The organism is Aurantimonas marianensis, from assembly GCF_024195285.1.
Taxonomy (GTDB): Bacteria; Pseudomonadota; Alphaproteobacteria; order Rhizobiales; family Rhizobiaceae; genus Aurantimonas; species Aurantimonas marianensis.
In genome coordinates this window covers 1-16,794 of the sequence record NZ_JALHBS010000029.1, presented here as the reverse complement: position 1 = coordinate 16,794, position 16,794 = coordinate 1, and the positions used below count along the sequence as shown (strand labels likewise).

General features: G+C 64.7%; 16 protein-coding genes. 5 read left to right on the top strand and 11 right to left on the bottom strand.

Translation table 11 applies throughout. The features are described 5' to 3' along the window. Positions 1 to 259: 259 nt before the first annotated feature. From rpmG to MJ956_RS05055, 10 genes are all read right to left on the bottom strand, one after another. Complete coding sequence (rpmG, locus tag MJ956_RS05100) at positions 260 to 427, bottom strand: 50S ribosomal protein L33 (protein ID WP_024351709.1); 168 nt, start codon at positions 425 to 427, stop codon at positions 260 to 262. A 196-nt stretch (positions 428 to 623) separates the two neighbouring features. Further along, positions 624 to 1,820, bottom strand: coding sequence for an MFS transporter (locus MJ956_RS05095; protein ID WP_253963395.1), 1,197 nt, complete (start codon positions 1,818 to 1,820; stop codon positions 624 to 626). Positions 1,821 to 1,841: 21 nt separating this feature from the next. Next, positions 1,842 to 2,600: an NUDIX hydrolase gene (locus tag MJ956_RS05090; protein WP_253963394.1), complete on the bottom strand. Its 759-nt coding sequence runs from the start codon at positions 2,598 to 2,600 to the stop codon at positions 1,842 to 1,844. Next, on the bottom strand, positions 2,597 to 3,034 hold the full coding sequence (locus MJ956_RS05085; protein WP_253963393.1) for a DUF983 domain-containing protein: 438 nt from the start codon (positions 3,032 to 3,034) through the stop codon (positions 2,597 to 2,599). The genes MJ956_RS05090 and MJ956_RS05085 overlap by 4 nt, the downstream gene beginning before the upstream one ends. Continuing rightward, complete coding sequence (gene rnr / locus MJ956_RS05080) at positions 3,031 to 5,337, bottom strand: ribonuclease R (protein WP_423724800.1); 2,307 nt, start codon at positions 5,335 to 5,337, stop codon at positions 3,031 to 3,033. Before rnr ends, MJ956_RS05085 begins: the two co-directional genes overlap by 4 nt. Continuing rightward, positions 5,303 to 8,053 carry a type I DNA topoisomerase gene (gene topA / locus MJ956_RS05075; RefSeq protein WP_253963391.1) on the bottom strand — a complete coding sequence of 917 codons (2,751 nt, stop codon included), beginning with the start codon at positions 8,051 to 8,053 and terminating at the stop codon, positions 5,303 to 5,305. The genes rnr and topA overlap by 35 nt, the downstream gene beginning before the upstream one ends. Positions 8,054 to 8,468: 415 nt before the next feature. Then, the gene (dprA, locus tag MJ956_RS05070) at positions 8,469 to 9,605 is read right to left on the bottom strand and encodes a DNA-processing protein DprA (RefSeq protein ID WP_253963390.1); all 1,137 of its coding nucleotides are present in this window, start codon (positions 9,603 to 9,605) and stop codon (positions 8,469 to 8,471) included. Continuing rightward, positions 9,602 to 10,192 (bottom strand): glycerol-3-phosphate 1-O-acyltransferase PlsY, encoded by a 591-nt coding sequence (gene plsY, locus MJ956_RS05065; protein ID WP_253963389.1) that lies wholly within the window; start codon positions 10,190 to 10,192, stop codon positions 9,602 to 9,604. Before plsY ends, dprA begins: the two co-directional genes overlap by 4 nt. A gap of 23 nt (positions 10,193 to 10,215) precedes the next feature. Continuing rightward, entirely contained in the window at positions 10,216 to 11,532 is a 1,317-nt protein-coding gene (locus MJ956_RS05060; protein ID WP_253963388.1) for a dihydroorotase, read from the bottom strand. Then, on the bottom strand, positions 11,529 to 12,482 hold the full coding sequence (locus tag MJ956_RS05055) for an aspartate carbamoyltransferase catalytic subunit (RefSeq protein ID WP_253963387.1): 954 nt from the start codon (positions 12,480 to 12,482) through the stop codon (positions 11,529 to 11,531). The genes MJ956_RS05060 and MJ956_RS05055 overlap by 4 nt, the downstream gene beginning before the upstream one ends. Before the next feature lie 77 nt (positions 12,483 to 12,559). On the opposite strand from MJ956_RS05055, the gene MJ956_RS05050 reads away from it, so the two are divergent. From MJ956_RS05050 to MJ956_RS05040, 3 genes are all read left to right on the top strand, one after another. Then, positions 12,560 to 14,215 (top strand): acyl-CoA dehydrogenase family protein, encoded by a 1,656-nt coding sequence (locus tag MJ956_RS05050; RefSeq protein ID WP_253963429.1) that lies wholly within the window; start codon positions 12,560 to 12,562, stop codon positions 14,213 to 14,215. Positions 14,216 to 14,400: 185 nt separating this feature from the next. Beyond that, entirely contained in the window at positions 14,401 to 14,964 is a 564-nt protein-coding gene (locus MJ956_RS05045; RefSeq protein ID WP_253963386.1) for a hypothetical protein, read from the top strand. Continuing rightward, the gene (locus tag MJ956_RS05040) at positions 14,964 to 15,311 is read left to right on the top strand and encodes a DUF6105 family protein (protein ID WP_253963385.1); all 348 of its coding nucleotides are present in this window, start codon (positions 14,964 to 14,966) and stop codon (positions 15,309 to 15,311) included. The genes MJ956_RS05045 and MJ956_RS05040 overlap by 1 nt, the downstream gene beginning before the upstream one ends. On the opposite strand, the gene ruvX is transcribed toward MJ956_RS05040, so the two are convergent. After that, positions 15,272 to 15,742 carry a Holliday junction resolvase RuvX gene (ruvX, locus tag MJ956_RS05035; RefSeq protein WP_253963384.1) on the bottom strand — a complete coding sequence of 157 codons (471 nt, stop codon included), beginning with the start codon at positions 15,740 to 15,742 and terminating at the stop codon, positions 15,272 to 15,274. The genes MJ956_RS05040 and ruvX overlap by 40 nt on opposite strands. A 99-nt stretch (positions 15,743 to 15,841) precedes the next feature. Between ruvX and MJ956_RS05030 the strand changes: the two genes are divergently transcribed. Then, positions 15,842 to 16,543 (top strand): metal-dependent hydrolase, encoded by a 702-nt coding sequence (locus tag MJ956_RS05030; RefSeq protein WP_253963383.1) that lies wholly within the window; start codon positions 15,842 to 15,844, stop codon positions 16,541 to 16,543. A gap of 121 nt (positions 16,544 to 16,664) precedes the next feature. Further along, positions 16,665 to 16,794 (top strand): Asp-tRNA(Asn)/Glu-tRNA(Gln) amidotransferase subunit GatC (locus tag MJ956_RS05025; protein WP_253963428.1); only part of this gene is annotated, 130 nt, incomplete at its 3' end.

Below are 16,794 nucleotides of genomic sequence, written 5' to 3'. Positions count from 1 at the left end.
TACCGTTGTACGCTGCCGGCCGGCCACTTTTTCGTGGCGGCCGATGCCGATGATCGCCGAACTCAATCACCGCTGATTGCCAGCATCTTTCGACCGATGCCGTTCCACGACATATTGGCCGCCGCCTGTATCACAGCGGCCTGGGGACCGTGGCGCAGTTCGGCCGAGCGCCCGCGGTGGATAGGGCGGCGGCACCCCAAAACCAAAAGCGCCGCCCCGTTGCCGGAGCGGCGCCATCATCGGCCGATCGTGCCGAAAATTATTTGATCTTCGCCTCGCGGAACTCGACGTGCTTGCGCGCGACCGGGTCGTACTTGGTCTTCACCATCTTCTCGGTCATCGTGCGGCTGTTCTTGCGCGCGACGTAAAAGAAGCCGGTGTCGGCCGTCGAGAGGAGCTTGATCTTGATCGTTGTTGCCTTCGCCATGGCCTTATCCGTTCGCTGATGCGCGTCGTCATTTTCGAGTGAACCGGGCGCGGGCCGATCCCATTCGCCACGACTGCGGCTGAAACTGTTTCGGCTTGTGGGGTTACCGGCACAGCTGCCGATGCACCACGCACCAATGCGCCGTCGCGGTGCGGCGGCGAATTCGACGCGGACCATAGCCAAGCTTGTCGGCAAGTCAAGCCCGTCTCGCCCAGACCATCCGACCCAGTGTAAGGACAAGGTAGAGGCCGAAGAAGACGGCGAGAGCCCAGGCAAATCCGTTGGCTCCGAACAGATCCATGGAGGAGCCGATGGCCTGCGGGCCGACGAGCATGCCGGCCGAATAACAGAAGATGAAGGCGGCATTCGCCGACGCGAGTTCGGAGCCGGCGAGCTTCGAGCCCAGATGCGCCAATCCCACCGTGTAAAGACCGGCCACGACGCCGCCCCACAGGAACAGGAGGCTGGCCATCAGCAGCCAATCCTGGGCGACCACGGGCAGGGATAAGGTTCCGACGAGGCCGATCAAGGCGAAGAGCGACAACAGGATGCGACGATCCCGGACACGGTCGGACAAAAGGCCGATCGGAATCTGCATCAGCACATTGCCGAGACCGATTGCGGTCAGCAATTGGGCGGCGGATGACTCCGAAAAGCCAAGCCGTTCCCCATAGATCGGAAACAGCGCGAAGCCGCCGGCTTCCACGGCGCCGAAGATCAGCACGGCGCCCGTGGCGGTCGGGACTGCGAAGATAAAACGCCAGAAGGAGCCGCGCTGGCGTTCACCCAGGGCGGGCTGACGGTTCCAGGCGAAGAACAACGGAATGGCCGAGGCGAAGATGACGCCGGCGCCGATAGCGAAGGGCAGGATTCCCGTCGAGCCGACTTGCGAGAAGATGAATGGTCCGGCGGCGAAGCCGAGCGACAGGACGGTGGCGTAGATGCCCAAAACGAAGCCGCGCTTGCCGGGCGGCGCTGCGGCGTTGATCCAGAATTCGGACAGGACGAACAGCGCGGTGATCGCGAAGTGGAAGACCAACCGCAGCGGAAACCACGTCCAGAACGGGGTCAGAAAATAGAAGCCGAGAGCCGAGACCCCCGAGAGCGCGATGGCAATCAGCATCGACAGGCGAACGCCGAGATGGCGCGCGATCGGCGTAATCAAGGGCGCAGCGAGAAGCGAGGCGATTCCGGCGACCGCGGTGTTGGCGCCGATCAGGCTCGCCGAGATACCCCTTCGTTCGAGAATGACGCTCAGCAAGGGGAGTCCGAGGCCAAGAGCGATGCCGACCGCGCTGATCGAAGCGATGGCGGCGCCGGCCGAGACCCAGTCGATCTGGTCGATCTCGTGTTCGGCTTCCGCGACGATGTCATCGGGTGTCCATTTGTCCATCCGACCGGTCCGCCCATCCCGTCAGAGAAAGTCGCGGACGAACCGGCCGCGCACCACCCGATAAAAGGGCATGGGACGTGTCGCGTCGCGCCACGAGTCGTCCGCGATCCGCGCCTCCAGATCAGCAAGAACCCGCAAGGTGATGGCGGCGAGAGACAGTTGCTTGACCTGATCGAAGGTGAACCATTCGACCGCTTCCAGTTCGTCGGTGGGGAGATCCCCGAGCGATGGAGCGTGGGACATCCCGGTCGCGGAGACACAGAAGAAACGGGTGTCGTAACGCCGGGGCGGTCCCGGCGGGGTGATCGCCCGTGCCAGCGGTACGAGCCGTTGGGGATCCGGGCGAATTCCGCGTTCGGCGAACTTGCCCCAGAAGCCAGCTGCCCGGCCTTCGAACGTGCCGGGCACCCCCACCATGGCGCCGGCTTCCTCGAAAGTTTCGCGAATCGCGGCGAGGGCGGTCGCGGTGGCCCTGCGTGAATCGACCCTCGCCGGCGGCCCCGCGCAAAGCCGCGCGAGGGCCGGTTCGGATAGGGTGAAGGCGGAAGCAAGGGCCAGATCTGCGGCATCGACCCTGCCGCCGGGAAAGACATAGCGGCCCGGCATGAACACATGCCCGGCAGCCCGCCGTCCCATCAACAGGCGCGGGACCGGGCCAGCCTCGTCGACGATGATCAATGTTCCCGCGTCCCGCGGGCGACGCTGTTGTCCGGCAGCCCGCCGTAGGTCGGGCGGCATGCGTCCGGCGTCGAGCGCCGCCAGGGCTCCGCTCTCGTTCAACAGCTTTGGCTCTCGTCGGTGTCGCCACCAAATCCCCCAAGCCGCAACGCCCACTGCAAGGCGATGGTCGCGCCTTTCAATGGCTGAAGCAGCGCAAGCGACAAAAGAAGCGTGATGGGAACCCAGATCACCAGATGCGTCCACAGGGAAAGGGTGGACGCACGCTCGACAAACACGAACAGGCCGACAACGATATGGCCGACGATAAACACCGTCAGATAGGGCGGCAGGTCGTCGGCGCGGTGATGGTGAATTTCCTGGTCACAGACCGAGCAGGCGTCGACGCTCTTGAGGTAGCCGGCGAAGAGCTTTCCCTCGCCGCAATTAGGGCACCGGCAACGAAGGCCCTTGAGTAGCGCCGGCCCCACCGGCCGGTCGCTGTCGGGGCTGTTAGCCCGACCCGCGTAATCGCTGTCGATCATCTGCTGGCTCATCGCCGTCTCCTGGCCTTCCCGGCGACGTTTTTTTCGCGTCCCGTGGAGCGTCGCCGTCCGCCTGCCTTTTGGAAGGAACCGGTCGTACGCGGCAATTTGCGGGGCTCGCTCAACATCTCGAATTGCATCGAACCGGCAAGCGGCAGCGCCTCCTTGAGGCGCACCTCTACCGAATCGCCAAGGCGATAGCCATGGCCGCTCCGATCGCCGACGAGCGAACGACCCACCTCGTCATAATGGAAGAACTCGTTTCCGAGCGTCGAGATGGGCACGAAACCATCCGCCCCGAAGTTCGGCAGCACCACGAACAGCCCGGCCTTGGTCACGCCCGTGATCCGCCCCTCGAAGTCCTCGCCGACGCGATCGGCAAGGTGGTGGGCGATCAGCCGGTCGACCGTGTCGCGTTCCGCCGCCATGGCCCGACGTTCGGCACGTGAGATGGCCTCGGCGGTCTGTTCCAGGGTTTCCTCGTCCTCGCGACTCAGGCCGCCGTCGCCAAGCCCGAGCGCGGTGATCAGCGCCCGGTGAACGATGAGGTCGGCGTAGCGGCGGATCGGTGAGGTGAAGTGCGCGTAGCGGACGAGATTGAGGCCGAAATGCCCGATGTTCTCGGGCGAATAGACGGCCTGAGACTGCGATCGCAATACTACCTCGTTGACGAGGCTCTCGTGCTCGCTGGCCTTGACCTGAGTGAGGATGCCGTTGAAATGCGATGGCCGCAGCGAGCCACTCTTTGCCAGCGAAATCTCCAGCGTCCGCAGGAAGTCGCGCAATGACTCGAGCTTGGCGAGCGAGGGTGCGTCGTGAGCGCGGTAGATCAGTGCCTGACGCTTCGCCTCGAGCGTCTCGGCCGCGGCCACATTCGCCAGGATCATGAACTCCTCGATCAGCCGGTGGGCGTCGAGGCGCGGCGGCACGACCACCTTGTCGACATGCCCATCCGGCCCCAGGACGATCTTCTTCTCCGGCAGGTCGAGATCCAGCGGTTGCCGGCGCGCGCGCTCCGCCTTGGCGAGGCCATAGGCTTTCCAGAGCGGCTTCAGCATGTCGTCGACGACCGTCGGATGCACGTCACCCGGCGCACCGTCGATCGCTGCCTGGGCCGCCTCGTAGGACAGCTTGGCGTGACTTTTCATCATGATGCGGTGGAAGCTGTGACGCCGCTTTTCACCATGAGCCCCGAGAATCATCCGGACGGCGAGGGCGGGCCGGTCCACTCCCTCGCGCAGCGAGCAGAGTTCATTGGAAATGCGCTCCGGCAGCATCGGCACGACGCGGTCCGGGAAATAAACCGAATTGCCGCGAAGCCGGGCTTCGGCGTCGAGCTTGGAGCCCGGGCGGACATAGAGCGCGACATCCGCGATGGCGACCGTGACGACCATGCCGCCGGGATTGGCGAGATCGTCGTCTTCCGCCGCGTGGACGGCATCGTCGTGGTCCTTGGCGTCGGCCGGATCGATGGTGACGAGAGGCAGTCTCCGCCAATCCTCGCGGTCCTTCATCGTTGCCGGGCCGGCAGCCTCGGCTTCGTCGATCACGGCTTTTGGAAACACATGCGGGATGGAATGGGCATGCAGCGCGATGGTCGAAATCGCGCGCTCGGAGTCCATCGAGCCGACGACGTCGATGACCGTGGCAACCGGCGAGCCGGTACGATGGCGCGGCCCCGGCGCGATCTCCACCAGATCGCCGTCCTTGGCGTGGTTCGTGTCGCCCGCCCGCACGGTATATTCGAGTTGCTTGCGTTCGACCGGTTCGACGCGGCCGCCACCGCCCGGTTGCGCGCGGAACACCCCGAGCGCCAGAGTCTTCTGCCGTTCCAGTACGCGGATCACGCGGGCGATTTTCGCGCCGCTCTCATCCTCGTCGATCCGCGCCAGGATACGCTCGCCAAGGCCGGCGGCCGGGCCCTTGTCACGATCCTGGCGAACGGGCAGGCGAGGGCGCTCGCCATCTCTTTCCTCGTCCCAGTCCGCGGGTTCGGCGATCAGCCCGCCATCATCGTCACGGCTGCGGATTTCGAGAACCGCCACGTCCGGCAATGCACCTGGCGCGGAAAACCGTTTCCGGCCGCCGGCGAGGACGCCTTCGGCCTGCAGGTCGGCGAGGAGGTCCTTCAGGGCGATGCGCTCGTCGCCCTTGACCTGAAAGGCCTTGGCGATGTCGCGCTTGGACGAGCGGCCAGGGTTGTCCGCGATGAAGCGGAGCACCGCCTCCCGGCTCAATTCCGGGCGCGTTTCGCCCCGAGGCCGTCCCCGCGCCATCGGATCAGTCCGCGTCCCAGGGCAGCGAATCGTCACCATTCGCGGAGGATTCGGCGGGCGGGTTCTTGACCGCCTTGCGCTTGGCCGGCGACTTCGCCGCGGACTTCTTGGTCGGCGCCTTGCCGTTAGCCGCCGACTTGACGGCAGCGGTTTTCCCCTTTGGCTTGGGGGTGGTCTTGGCCCTGCTCTTGGCCGCAGCCTTCTTCGCCGGGCCCTTCTTACCTGTCTTTTCCGCCCGATCGTTGAGCAACTGGATCGCCTCTTCCAGCGTCACGCTCGACGGGTCCTTGCCCTTCGGCAGCGTGGCGTTGATCTTGCCGGTGTTGACATAGGGGCCGAAACGGCCGTCGCGCACGGTGATCTCCCCGCCGAGCTGCGGGTGTTCGCCGAGCGTCGCCAGTGCCGCGGGCTTGCCGCGACCGCGACCGCCGTTCTCCTTCTTTTCGGCAATGACGGTCACGGCCCGGTTGAGCCCGACCTCGAACACGTCCTCGATGGTCTCGAGATTTGCGTACATGCCGTCATGCTGCAAAAACGGACCATAGCGGCCGAGCCCCGCGAGGATTGGCTTGCCGCTCTCGGGGTGGCGCCCCACTTCGCGCGGCAGCGACAAGAGCCGCAGCGCCTTTTCCAAATCGATCTCGGCCGGCAGCCAACCCTTCGGCAGGGACGAGCGCTTGGCCTCCTTGCCTTCGCCGCGCTGGACATAGGGTCCGAAGCGGCCGCTGCGCAGCGTCACCGGGTCGCCGGTTTCCGGATCGGCGCCCAGATCCTTGGGACCCTCGGCCTCGTCGCCATTCCCGTTCCCCGAAAGGCTGGTGCCCAGCTGCCGGGTAAAGCCGCATTCGGGATAGTTCGAGCAGCCGACGAAGGCGCCGAACTTGCCGAGCTTGAGCGATAGCTTGCCATCGCCGCAACGCGGGCAGGCGCGCGGCTCGGTGCCGTCCTCCTTGGGCGGGAACACCAGCGGACCGAGTTCCTCGTTCAGCGCGTCGAGGACATCGGAGACCCGCAATTCCTTGGTGCCGTCGACATGGTTCGAGAAGTTCTGCCAGAATTCGCGCAGGACGTCCTTCCAGGCCAGCTTGCCGGCGGAGATGAGATCGAGCTTTTCTTCGAGTTCGGCGGTAAAATCATACTCGACATAGCGCTCGAAGAAATTGTGCAGAAAGGCCGTGACCAGCCGGCCCTTGGCCTCCGGCAGAAGCTTGCGTTTTTCATGGACAACGTAGTCGCGGTCCTGCAGCGTCTGTAGCGTCGAGGCATAGGTCGACGGCCGGCCGATGCCGAGCTCTTCCATCCGCTTGATCAGCGACGCTTCCGAGTAACGCGGCGGCGGCTCGGTGAAATGCTGCGAGGCGTCGATGGCGCGCTTGACGAGCTCCTCGTTCGCTAGGATCTCCGGCAGCCGCGCCGAATCGTCGTCATCATCGCCGGCATCCGCGGCGCGACTGTCGTCGCGATGGTCGACATAGGCGCCGATGAAACCGTCGAACTTGATCACCTGACCGGTGGCGCGTAGCGTCGCGGTCTTGCCGCCACCGCTTGCAAGGATATCGACGGTGGTGCGTTCGATTTCGGCCGAGGCCATCTGGCTGGCGATGCAGCGTTTCCAGATCAGGTCGTAGAGCCGTGCCTGATCGCGATCGAGATAGCGTTCGACATCCTTCGGCGCGCGGCCGAATTCGGTCGGGCGAATGGCCTCGTGTGCTTCCTGGGCGTTCTTGGCCTTGGAGGCATAGTATCGCGGCTTGTCGGGCACATAGCGCTCGCCGAAGCTGGCGCCGATGGATTTGCGGGCGTCCGCGATCGCTTCCGGCGCCATCTGCACGCCGTCGGTCCGCATGTAGGTGATCAGGCCGACCGTCTCGCCGCCGACATCGACGCCCTCGTAAAGCTTCTGGGCGACCTGCATAGTCCGCGAAGCCGAAAAGCCAAGCTTGGCGGAGGCAGCCTGCTGCAAGGTCGAGGTAGTGAAGGGCGGGCCCGGATTGCGCTTCGTCGGCTTGGCCTCGACGCCGTCGACGCGGTAGGTCGCGCTTTCGAGCATCGAACGAACGACATTGGCGCGTTCCTCGTTGCCGATCGACAGCTTCTGCAGCTTCTCCCCATCGAAAACCGTTAGGCGGGCCTTGAAGTCATCGCCACGCGGTGTCGCGAGTTGGGCGGCGATCTGCCAATACTCGTCCGTCTTGAAACGCTCGATCTCGGCTTCACGGTCGCAGATGAGCCGCAGCGCCACCGACTGCACCCGGCCGGCGGAGCGGGCGCCCGGCAGCTTGCGCCAGAGTACCGGAGACAGGGTGAAGCCGACCAGATAGTCGAGTGCCCGGCGGGCGAGATAGGCATCGACCAGCGGCTCGTCGATTTCCCGCGGATTGGCCATCGCGTCGAGGACGGCTTTTTTGGTGATGGCATTGAAGACGACGCGGCTGACCGGTTTCTTACCGATCGCCTTCTTCTGGCGCAGCACTTCCAGAACATGCCAGGAAATCGCCTCGCCTTCGCGATCGGGATCGGTGGCGAGGACGAGGCCGTCGGCGGCGCGAACCGCCTGGGCGATCTCGGTCAGCCGCTTCTGGGACGGCTTGGCGACTTCCCAGCTCATTTCGAAATCTTCATCCGGTCGCACGGAACCGTCTTTCGGCGGAAGGTCGCGGACATGACCGTATGAGGCGATAACCTTGTAGTTTCCGCCGAGATATTTGTTGATCGTCTTCGCTTTGGCAGGCGATTCAACGATGACGACATCCATGGATATTCTGTCCTGGCAGGAGAAAACGCGTGACGGCTAAGGAATGCACGCTCGACGATGGCGACATTCCGCCTGTCGACCGTCCCGTCACATGGACAGTCCGGCGCGGACGGTCAACCCCAACCGGGAGCACGGAAGGCAGGCTTGCAACCATAGGGGGTAATTCTCTATGGTTGCATACCTCGATGAAGCTAGGTGACGCCAGCGCCTGGCCAGTCGAGTCACTTCTAGCCCGGGAGTTTCTCCTTCCATGTCAGCCAATCCAACCAGTCGACGGGAAAATCTTCAATATGTCCGGGATATGCTAGAGCAATTAAAGGTTGTATCCGGCGCCAAGGAGGGGTCGATCCTCGGATATCTGATGGACCTGGCCCGACTCGAGGCAGAGCAACAGATCGGTTCCTCCGCCGAGACATCAAAGAAGCAGTGACACCTGGCCATTCGCGTGCCGTTCGAGTCGACCGGCAAGATCGAGTTCGAGCAAGACCAATTGCACCGCGCCGGGCGTCGATCCGGTGTGAGCGATGATGTCGTCGATATCGATGGGGGTGGCTCCGAGCGTTTCGACGATGCGCTCGCGCTCCCCTTCGGCCGGTTCATCGGCGGGTCCGCCACCGGCGGGCTCTTCCAACGCGATGTCGTTGCCCGGCGAGGTCATTCGCGCGTCGAGCGGACGCAACGCCGCTATCACATCGTCGGCATCGGTCACTAGGATGGCCCCCTCCTTGAGAAGGCCGTTGGCGCCCGCCGCGCGAGGATCGAGCGGCGATCCGGGAACGGCGAAGACGAGCCGGCCCATTTCTGCCGCGAGGCGGGCACTGATGAGAGAGCCGGACCGTATCGCGGCTTCCACCACCAGGAGGCCCAGTCCGAGCCCGGCGACGAGGCGGTTGCGACGGGGAAAGTCCCTCGCACGCGGCTCCCAGCCGAACGGCATTTCGGAGACGAGGCAACCGTCGGCATCGATAATCTGTCGCATCAGTGGTCGGTTTTCGCTCGGATAGGGCCGGTCAAGACCACCGGCGAAGACGCCCACAGTGCCCGTCGGAAGCGATGCCTCATGCGCCGCGGCGTCTATACCGCGCGCCAAACCGGAAACGACAACGTAGCCGGCCCTCCCGATTCCGGCGGCGAACCGTCCGGTCAACTTGATACCGGAGAGTGAGGCGTTGCGGGCGCCCACGATGGCGACCGCCGGACGGCCCAGGACCTCGGAGCCGCCCATTACTGCTAGAACTGGCGGTGCCTGCTCGGTGCGGCGAAGCAGGACGGGATAGTCGGATTCGCCAACGCAGACGAAGCGCGCGCCGAGCCGCTCGGCCCTTAACATTTCGTCCTCGACGGCCGCCTGGCTGGCCACCCGGATCTTGCGACCGCCGCGCGCGGCCAGATCCGGCAGTGCCTCCAGCGCCGCCTCGGCGCCGCCATAGCGATTGATGAGCGCGCGAAACGTGGCGGGGCCGACATTCTCGCTGCGGATCAGACGCAGCCATGCGAGACGCGTGGTTAGAGGGAGTTGGACGCCGGACTTTTGAACGTCCGCGGGACTCACCCCTTGGCTCCGATCTTGCCTTCCTCACCCGAGAGCAGCCGGCGAATGTTCGCATGATGCTTTATGTAGACCAACAGGGTCAGCACGGTGGTCAACATCCCCGCCATCTCCAGACCGAGCACGAAATAGGCAGGCGGCAGAACAAGTGTCGCGGCGAGGGCGGCAAGTGAGGAATAGCGGGAGAGATAAGCGACCGACAGCCAGACGGCCGCGAAGATCAATACTCCGATCGGAGCGATGCCCAGTACGATGCCGAGATAGGTGGCGACGCCCTTGCCGCCCTTGAAGCCCAGCCAGACCGGAAAAAGATGGCCAAGGAATGCGCCAAGGCCGGCAACAGCCGCCGGGAGGTTTCCCCATAAGGCTCCGGCAATGAGAACAGGGACGGTCCCCTTGAGGATATCGCCAGCGAGCGTAAGTGCCGCCATCGGCTTGTTACCGGTGCGCAGCGCGTTGGTCGCGCCGATGTTGCCCGAGCCGATCTTGCGGATGTCGCCGAGGCCGAACAGCCGCGCAAAGATCAGGCCGAACGGAATCGTGCCGCAGAGGTAACCACCGGCAAGCGCCGTCGCGATGATCAGGCCCATCCCCTCTTCGCTGCCCAATAGACTCAACCCCCGCTGGTTACGGTCGTCGAATAGACTGTGCGGCCGGCGACGAAGGTGCGCAAGACCCGGCCCTGGAAGCGGGCGTTTTCGAACGCCGTGTTCTTCGAGCGCGAATGGATCGCATCCTCGCTGAAGAGGAAGGGTGCATCCAGGTCGACAAGGACCATATCCGCGGGCCGGCCGGGAACAAGCGTGCCCCGGTCGAGACCGAGCAACCCGGCTGGGGCCGACGTCATCGACTCGACGATCCGAAGCAGCGCGACATCGCCGGAGTGGTGCAACCGCAAGGCCGCGGGCAGGAGCGTTTCCAAACCAATGGCGCCGCTCTCGGCTTCGGCGAAGGGACGGCGCTTGCCGTCGGCGTCCTGCGGATCGTGGGAGGAGACGATGATGTCGATCGTTCCGTCCGCGAGCGCGGCGACCATGGCACAGCGGTCATCCTCGCTCCGCAACGGCGGCGCCAGGCGAAAAAAGGTCCGGTACTCGCCGATATCGTTCTCGTTCAGCGACAAATGGTTGATCGAAACGCCTGCACTCGCCCTGACGCCGCGCTGTTTGGCGCGCCGCACGACCTTCGCCGATTCGCCCAGCGAAATCTTGGCGGCATGATAGCGGCAGGTCGTGAGGGCAGCGAGCCGAAGATCGCGCTCCAGCGGAATGATTTCGGCCTCGGCCGGCGCGCCCGCCAGCCCCAGCCAGGACGCCAGGAGCCCTTCGTTCATGACGCCGTCGCCGCCGAGCTCGGCGTCCTGGGTTTCGTGCATGACCAGCGCGTCAAAATCGCGCGCGTAGGTCATGATCCGCCGCAGCAGCGCCGGGTTAGCGATGGTCCGACGGCCGTCGGTAAAGGCGCGAACGCCCGCGTCCGACAGGAGTCCGATTTCGGTCATTTCCTCGCCTCGCAGACCTCGGGTGAGCGCCGCTGCCGGAAAGACATTGATCGAGGCGGTATCGCGCGCGGTCCGCATGACGAATTCGGCGATGGCGACGTCGTCGACCACCGGATTGGTGTCGGGCATGGTCAGGATTGACGTGACGCCGCCTGCCGCTGCGGCCGCGGAGGCCGAGGCGATCGTCTCGCGGTGCTCGCCGCCGGGTTCGCCGATGAACACCCGGGCGTCGACGAGGCCCGGCACAAGTGCCAGTCCACGCCCGTCGATCACCCTGGCTCCGTCCGGCCGTCCCTGGTTCAGCCCATCGGAGCCAGAGGCGATGATCACGCCGTCCGCCACGACGACCGATCCGACGACGTCGAGCGATCGCGCCGGGTCGAGGATTCGAACCTGTTCGATGATGAGGGGGCGATGCTGGTCGCTCATGCCGTGACCTCCGATCCGCCGATGAGGGCCTGCATGACGGCCATCCGGACGGCGACGCCCATCTCGACCTGTTCCTCGATAACGCTTTGCGGTCCGTCGGCGATCTCCGAGGCGATCTCGACTCCCCGGTTCATCGGCCCCGGATGCATGACCAGCGCATCCGGCTTGGCGATCTTCAGCTTGTCGGAATCGAGGCCGAAATAGCGGAAATACTCCCGCACCGACGGCACGAAAGAGCCGGCCATGCGCTCGCGCTGGAGTCGCAGCATCATCACCACATCGGCATTCTTCAGGCCGTCCGCCATCCGCCGATGGACCTCGACGCCCATCTGCTCGATGCCGCGTGGCAAAAGGGTCGAGGGCGCGACGACGCGGACCTGAGCGCCAAGCGCGTTCAGCAGCAGAATGTTCGAGCGGGCGACGCGGCTGTGCAGGACGTCGCCGCAGATCGCCACGATGAGCCCCGCGATCCGCCCCTTGCGCCGCCGGACGGTCAGTGCGTCGAGCAGTGCTTGCGTCGGGTGTTCATGGGCACCGTCGCCGGCATTGACGACCGAGCAGGCGACCTTCTGGGCAAGCAGCGCGACGGCGCCCGCGGAATGGTGCCGCACGACGAGAATATCCGGCCGCATCGCGTTCAGCGTCATCGCCGTGTCGATCAGCGTCTCGCCTTTTTTGACGGAGGAGTTCGCGACGGACATGTTCATGACGTCGGCGCCCAGCCGCTTTCCGGCTAGTTCGAAGGATGACTGGGTGCGGGTCGAAGCTTCGAAGAAGAGATTGATCTGGGTCCGCCCCTTGAGGGTCGACTTCTTCTTGTCACGACGCCGGCTGACCGCGACCTCCGCTTCGGCGAGATCGATCAGCTGCTCGATCTCGTGCGGCTGCAGGTGGGCAATGCCGAGCAGATGTCGCTGGGCGAATGCGGGGAAGGAAGAGAGCGCGCTCATAAAATCCACGCCTATAGGCAATCGCGGGTTTTGCGGCAAGGATCGTCATGGCGAGCGAACCGAACGAGGAGACCGATATGGCCGAGACGACATTTCAGACCCATGAGGTGGTCAACCAGTCTTCCGATTACGCCGGATTCAATGCCTTTCGAAGCGACCCGCTGCTGCGGCTTCTCGCGGCTGATCTCGGCAATGCGGCGCTCCTGTCGCTTGAGCAGCACGGGCGGTTTTGCGGGTCGCCCGAGGCGCACGACCTTGCCCGCCTCGCCAATACCGAACCGCCGAAGTTGCGTCGTTTCGACGAGAAGGGCCGCCGGCTGGAACTCGTCGATTATCATCCTGCCTATCATGCGCTGATGCGTCGCTCGATCGCGGATGGCTTGCATGCGTCGCTGTGGAGCGGTCCGGCCGAGGAGGAGGGCGTTCGCCACCGTGCGCGAGCGGCGCGCTTCTACATGACGGCCGGTGTCGAATGTGGCCATTTGTGCCCGATAACGATGACCAGCGCGGCCGTCGCACCGCTCGCCGCTGCGCCGGACGTACGGGATGCCTGGCTGCCGGCGATTGCGCCCCGGCAGTACGACCCTGGCGTCAAGCCGCCGTTGACGAAGGCTGGCGTCACGCTCGGCATGGGCATGACCGAGAAACAGGGCGGGACGGACGTTCGCGCCAATACGTCGCGGGCAGTCGATGTCGGTGACGGCCGCTACCGCATCACGGGCCACAAATGGTTCATGTCCGCGCCGATGTCGGACGCGTTTCTTGTCCTCGCGCAGACAAGCGACGGCCTGACCTGTTTCCTGATGCCGCGGCGACGGGGTGACGGTGCGCTCAATGGACTTTTCATCCAGCGGCTCAAGGACAAGCTCGGCAACCGCTCCAACGCTTCCGCCGAGGTCGAGATTGTCGATGCCGAGGCGGTCCGGATCGGCGATTTGGGCAGGGGCGTCCGCACGATCATCGAGATGGTCACGCTGACCCGGCTCGATTGTGCGCTTGCTTCCGCCGGCCTGATGCGGGGCGCGCTCGCTGAAGCGGTGCATCATTGCCGGGAACGGCAGGTGTTCGGGAAAGGCCTGGTGGATCAACCACAGATGATCCGGGTGCTCGCCGACATGGCCCTGGACGTCGCCGGTGCGACCGCACTGTCGTTTCGCCTGGCCGAAGCCTTCGACCGCCGCTCGGAGGATGGCGACGGCGCCGCCGAGGCGGCCTGGGCGCGGGTCATGACACCGGTGACGAAATATTGGGTCTGCAAGCTCGCGCCGTCGCTGACTTACGAAGCGATGGAGTGTCTCGGCGGCAATGGCTATGTCGAGGACGGCAGGCTCGCCAGAGCCTATCGCGAGGCGCCGGTGAACGCCATCTGGGAAGGCTCGGGCAATGTCATGGCGCTCGACCTCGCGCGGGTGTTGCGGCAGGATCCGGACGCCTTCGAGACGGTGATCGGAGTGATCGAATCGGATATGGCCGCGACGGCGGGCGGTACGCCCGGCGTTCTGCGCGCGGCGCTGTCGATGGCCCTTTCCGACGAAGGCGCGTGCAGGCTGCTTGCCGAGCAACTGGCGCTCGCCGGCGCGGCCGCCGCTTTGCGCCGTCTGAACGCCGCGCGCGCCGCCGATGCCTTTGCCGATACACGACTGGGCGGCGTATTCCGTCACACTTACGGCATGCTCGACCTGCGTCACGACTCCCGTGCCATCGTCGAAGAGCTTTATCCGCCGATCCGCTGACGAAGGAATGTGTCGAGTTGTCGGAAACCCTATGGCGGCGTTTCCCGTTTTTCTACACGGGGAGCGAAATCCGGCGAGGTGGTCCGCAGCTATTAAGGTTAACCTCCGGTATCGGTTGCGGCGAAGGGAGCGGATCGCGAGACTGGGCGTTAATAGACCGGTAACCATGACGTAGGGAGGCGCCTATGCGCCGTATGGCGACGACGCTGGCACTCAGTGCCTGGATGGGGTTCACCGCTCTCTCGGGTCTGCGTCTCGCTCAAGAGGCGGGCATGCTCGACCGCCTCTTGGACGGCGGGTGGAATGGTCTGCTGACTTTAATGCCGGTTCCGCTTGAGCTCGGCCTGCTGCCGAACCAGGCGCTTGCCTTCGCGGCAACGTTTGCCGCGCTTGCGATCGGCTTCGGCATGGGGATCGCCGGACTGAACGCGTCGTCGACCGCCGTCGCGCGCAAGGCCGAGCCGGTCGCCGGCGCCGTGCTTTTCGCGCTTGTCGCGCTTGTCGCGCTTTACGCGTCATCGGCTCTGACCGGTTCGCAGCTCGCCGGCGTCTTCGGAGAGGGGCCAGGCTTCCTTGTCTCGGTCGCGTTCACGTTCGGAGCGCTGCTGTTCGATCATCTGATGGAGGCTGACGAGGACCCCGCCGATGAGGCGACCTTCAAAGCGGTTCTCGCCGCCATCAAGGCTGCGGAGCGCCGGGCGCTGCTGGAAAACCAGCAGTCGAATTTCGAAGAAGGCGAGACTCGTTGATGCGTACCCTTCTCGCCCTCTGGCTCGGACCGTTGGTCTTTTTTTGGGGATGGTATTTTCTGTCGCTCAATGATATGGGCGGGGTCTTCTTCTCCCGTGCGCTGCATGATCACGTCTTCAACATGTACGGCACGCTGCTCGGTATCGAGCCGACCGCCATACCCGGCATGATCGCCGAGGCACTCGCCGTCGACAGCCTGATCCTGTTCGCGATCATCGCGTTTCGCAGGCGTCGCAGGATCGCCGCTTGGTGGGAGAGCCGCCGCGCATGCGAGCAGGATGCAGTCGCGGCGCCGGCCTACGGTACTTATGGCCGCAGCGAGGAAAGCCTGTCGAGCGCGCCCTGAAGAATGAAGGCCGCGGCCGCGGAATCGATCCGCTCGGCGCGCTTGCGGCGCGAGACGTCCGCTTCCAGCAAGCCGCGTTCCGCCGCCACCGTCGACAGCCGCTCGTCCCATAAAAGCACTGGACGCGCGTCAAACTGCGCGTAGTTGCGCACGAAAGCACGGGTCGACTGGACACGAGGCCCCTCGGAGCCATCCATGTTGAGGGGGAGGCCGACCACGATCCCGGCGACGCGTTCGCCGTCGAGAGCGGCTAAGAGGGCCTTGGCGTCGATCGTGAACTTGACCCGCCGGATCACCTTGCGCGGCGTAGCGAAGCTCTGTCCGAGATCAGAGACGGCAAGCCCGATCGTCTTGGTGCCGAGGTCGATCCCGGCTATCGTTGCGCCTTTCGGCACATGTGCGGCAAACTCATCGATTGCGAGGATGGGCATTCCATATCCTTGACCGTTCCGCCTTCACGCGCAGTTAGCACGGCGGGCCGAGGCAATGGCAAACCGCCCGGTTTTCTCTCCACGGCAAGGAGCAGCTTCATGAAGATCACCTATTTCGGCCATTCCGCATTTCGAATCGAGACGGCCGCTTCGGTCATCCTGATCGATCCGTTCCTGACGGGAAATCCGCATTTCAAGGGCGATGTGGCAGCGGCGGCCGAAGGCGTGACGCATATCGTGCTCAGCCACGGCCATGCCGACCACGTCGGCGATACGGTGGAGATCGCCAAGCGATTCGGCTGCAAGATCGTCGGCAATTTCGAGCTGGTGAACTGGCTCGGCAAGCAGGGCGCGGGAAACGGCGAGGGGGGAAACACCGGCGGCACGATCGCTTTCGACGATTTTACAGTGACCTTCACCCAAGCCTTTCATTCGTCCGGCCATGTCGAGGAAGACGGGACGGTGACTTATCTCGGCATGCCTAACGGCCTGGTCTTCCATTTCGACGAGGGGCCAACGGTCTATCACATGGGCGACACCGATATTTTCGCCGACATGGCGCTGATTGAGGAACTGCATGCGCCGAAGATCGCAATGGTGCCGGTCGGTGACCGCTTCACCATGGGGGCGGCGGTGGCGGCGCTGGCCTGCCGACGTTATTTCAACTTCGACATGATCGTCCCGATCCACTGGGGCACCTTTCCCATCCTCGACGCGACGCCCGACAAATTCGCTGAAGCGATGGAAGGGGACGCGGGCAAGATCCGCAATCCCACGATCGGAGAAGCCTTCGCGGTCTGACCGGTTTTGCCGCCAGACCTTGCACCAACCGGCAAGAGGGTGAGGGACGGGGCGCGCCGTTGCCTCGTGCCGGTTGCGCCGCTATAGCTCGCGAAAATCTTGTCATAACCATAGGGCCGCAATGTCCGTCGATGCCAATACCGTCCGCCGCGTCGCCCGGCTGGCCCGAATCGCCGTTACCGACGACGACGTCGCCGCCATGGAGGGCGAACTCAACGCCATCCTCGGCTTCGTGGAGCATCTCGGCGAGG

What these genes read in the sequence shown, in the direction of transcription:
- rpmG (WP_024351709.1), bottom strand. Translation starts at nt 427, where the DNA reads ATGGCGAAGGCAACAACGATCAAGATCAAGCTCCTCTCGACGGCCGAC.
- MJ956_RS05095 (WP_253963395.1), bottom strand. Translation starts at nt 1,820, where the DNA reads ATGGACAAATGGACACCCGATGACATCGTCGCGGAAGCCGAACACGAG.
- MJ956_RS05085 (WP_253963393.1), bottom strand. Translation starts at nt 3,034, where the DNA reads ATGAGCCAGCAGATGATCGACAGCGATTACGCGGGTCGGGCTAACAGC.
- rnr (WP_423724800.1), bottom strand. Translation starts at nt 5,337, where the DNA reads ATGGTGACGATTCGCTGCCCTGGGACGCGGACTGATCCGATGGCGCGG.
- topA (WP_253963391.1), bottom strand. Translation starts at nt 8,053, where the DNA reads ATGGATGTCGTCATCGTTGAATCGCCTGCCAAAGCGAAGACGATCAAC.
- plsY (WP_253963389.1), bottom strand. Translation starts at nt 10,192, where the DNA reads ATGGGCCTGATCATCGCGACGGCGCTTGCCGGTGGTTACCTCTGCGGC.
- MJ956_RS05060 (WP_253963388.1), bottom strand. Translation starts at nt 11,532, where the DNA reads ATGAGCGACCAGCATCGCCCCCTCATCATCGAACAGGTTCGAATCCTC.
- MJ956_RS05055 (WP_253963387.1), bottom strand. Translation starts at nt 12,482, where the DNA reads ATGAGCGCGCTCTCTTCCTTCCCCGCATTCGCCCAGCGACATCTGCTC.
- MJ956_RS05050 (WP_253963429.1), top strand. Translation starts at nt 12,560, where the DNA reads ATGGCCGAGACGACATTTCAGACCCATGAGGTGGTCAACCAGTCTTCC.
- MJ956_RS05045 (WP_253963386.1), top strand. Translation starts at nt 14,401, where the DNA reads ATGCGCCGTATGGCGACGACGCTGGCACTCAGTGCCTGGATGGGGTTC.
- MJ956_RS05040 (WP_253963385.1), top strand. Translation starts at nt 14,964, where the DNA reads ATGCGTACCCTTCTCGCCCTCTGGCTCGGACCGTTGGTCTTTTTTTGG.
- ruvX (WP_253963384.1), bottom strand. Translation starts at nt 15,742, where the DNA reads ATGCCCATCCTCGCAATCGATGAGTTTGCCGCACATGTGCCGAAAGGC.
- MJ956_RS05030 (WP_253963383.1), top strand. Translation starts at nt 15,842, where the DNA reads ATGAAGATCACCTATTTCGGCCATTCCGCATTTCGAATCGAGACGGCC.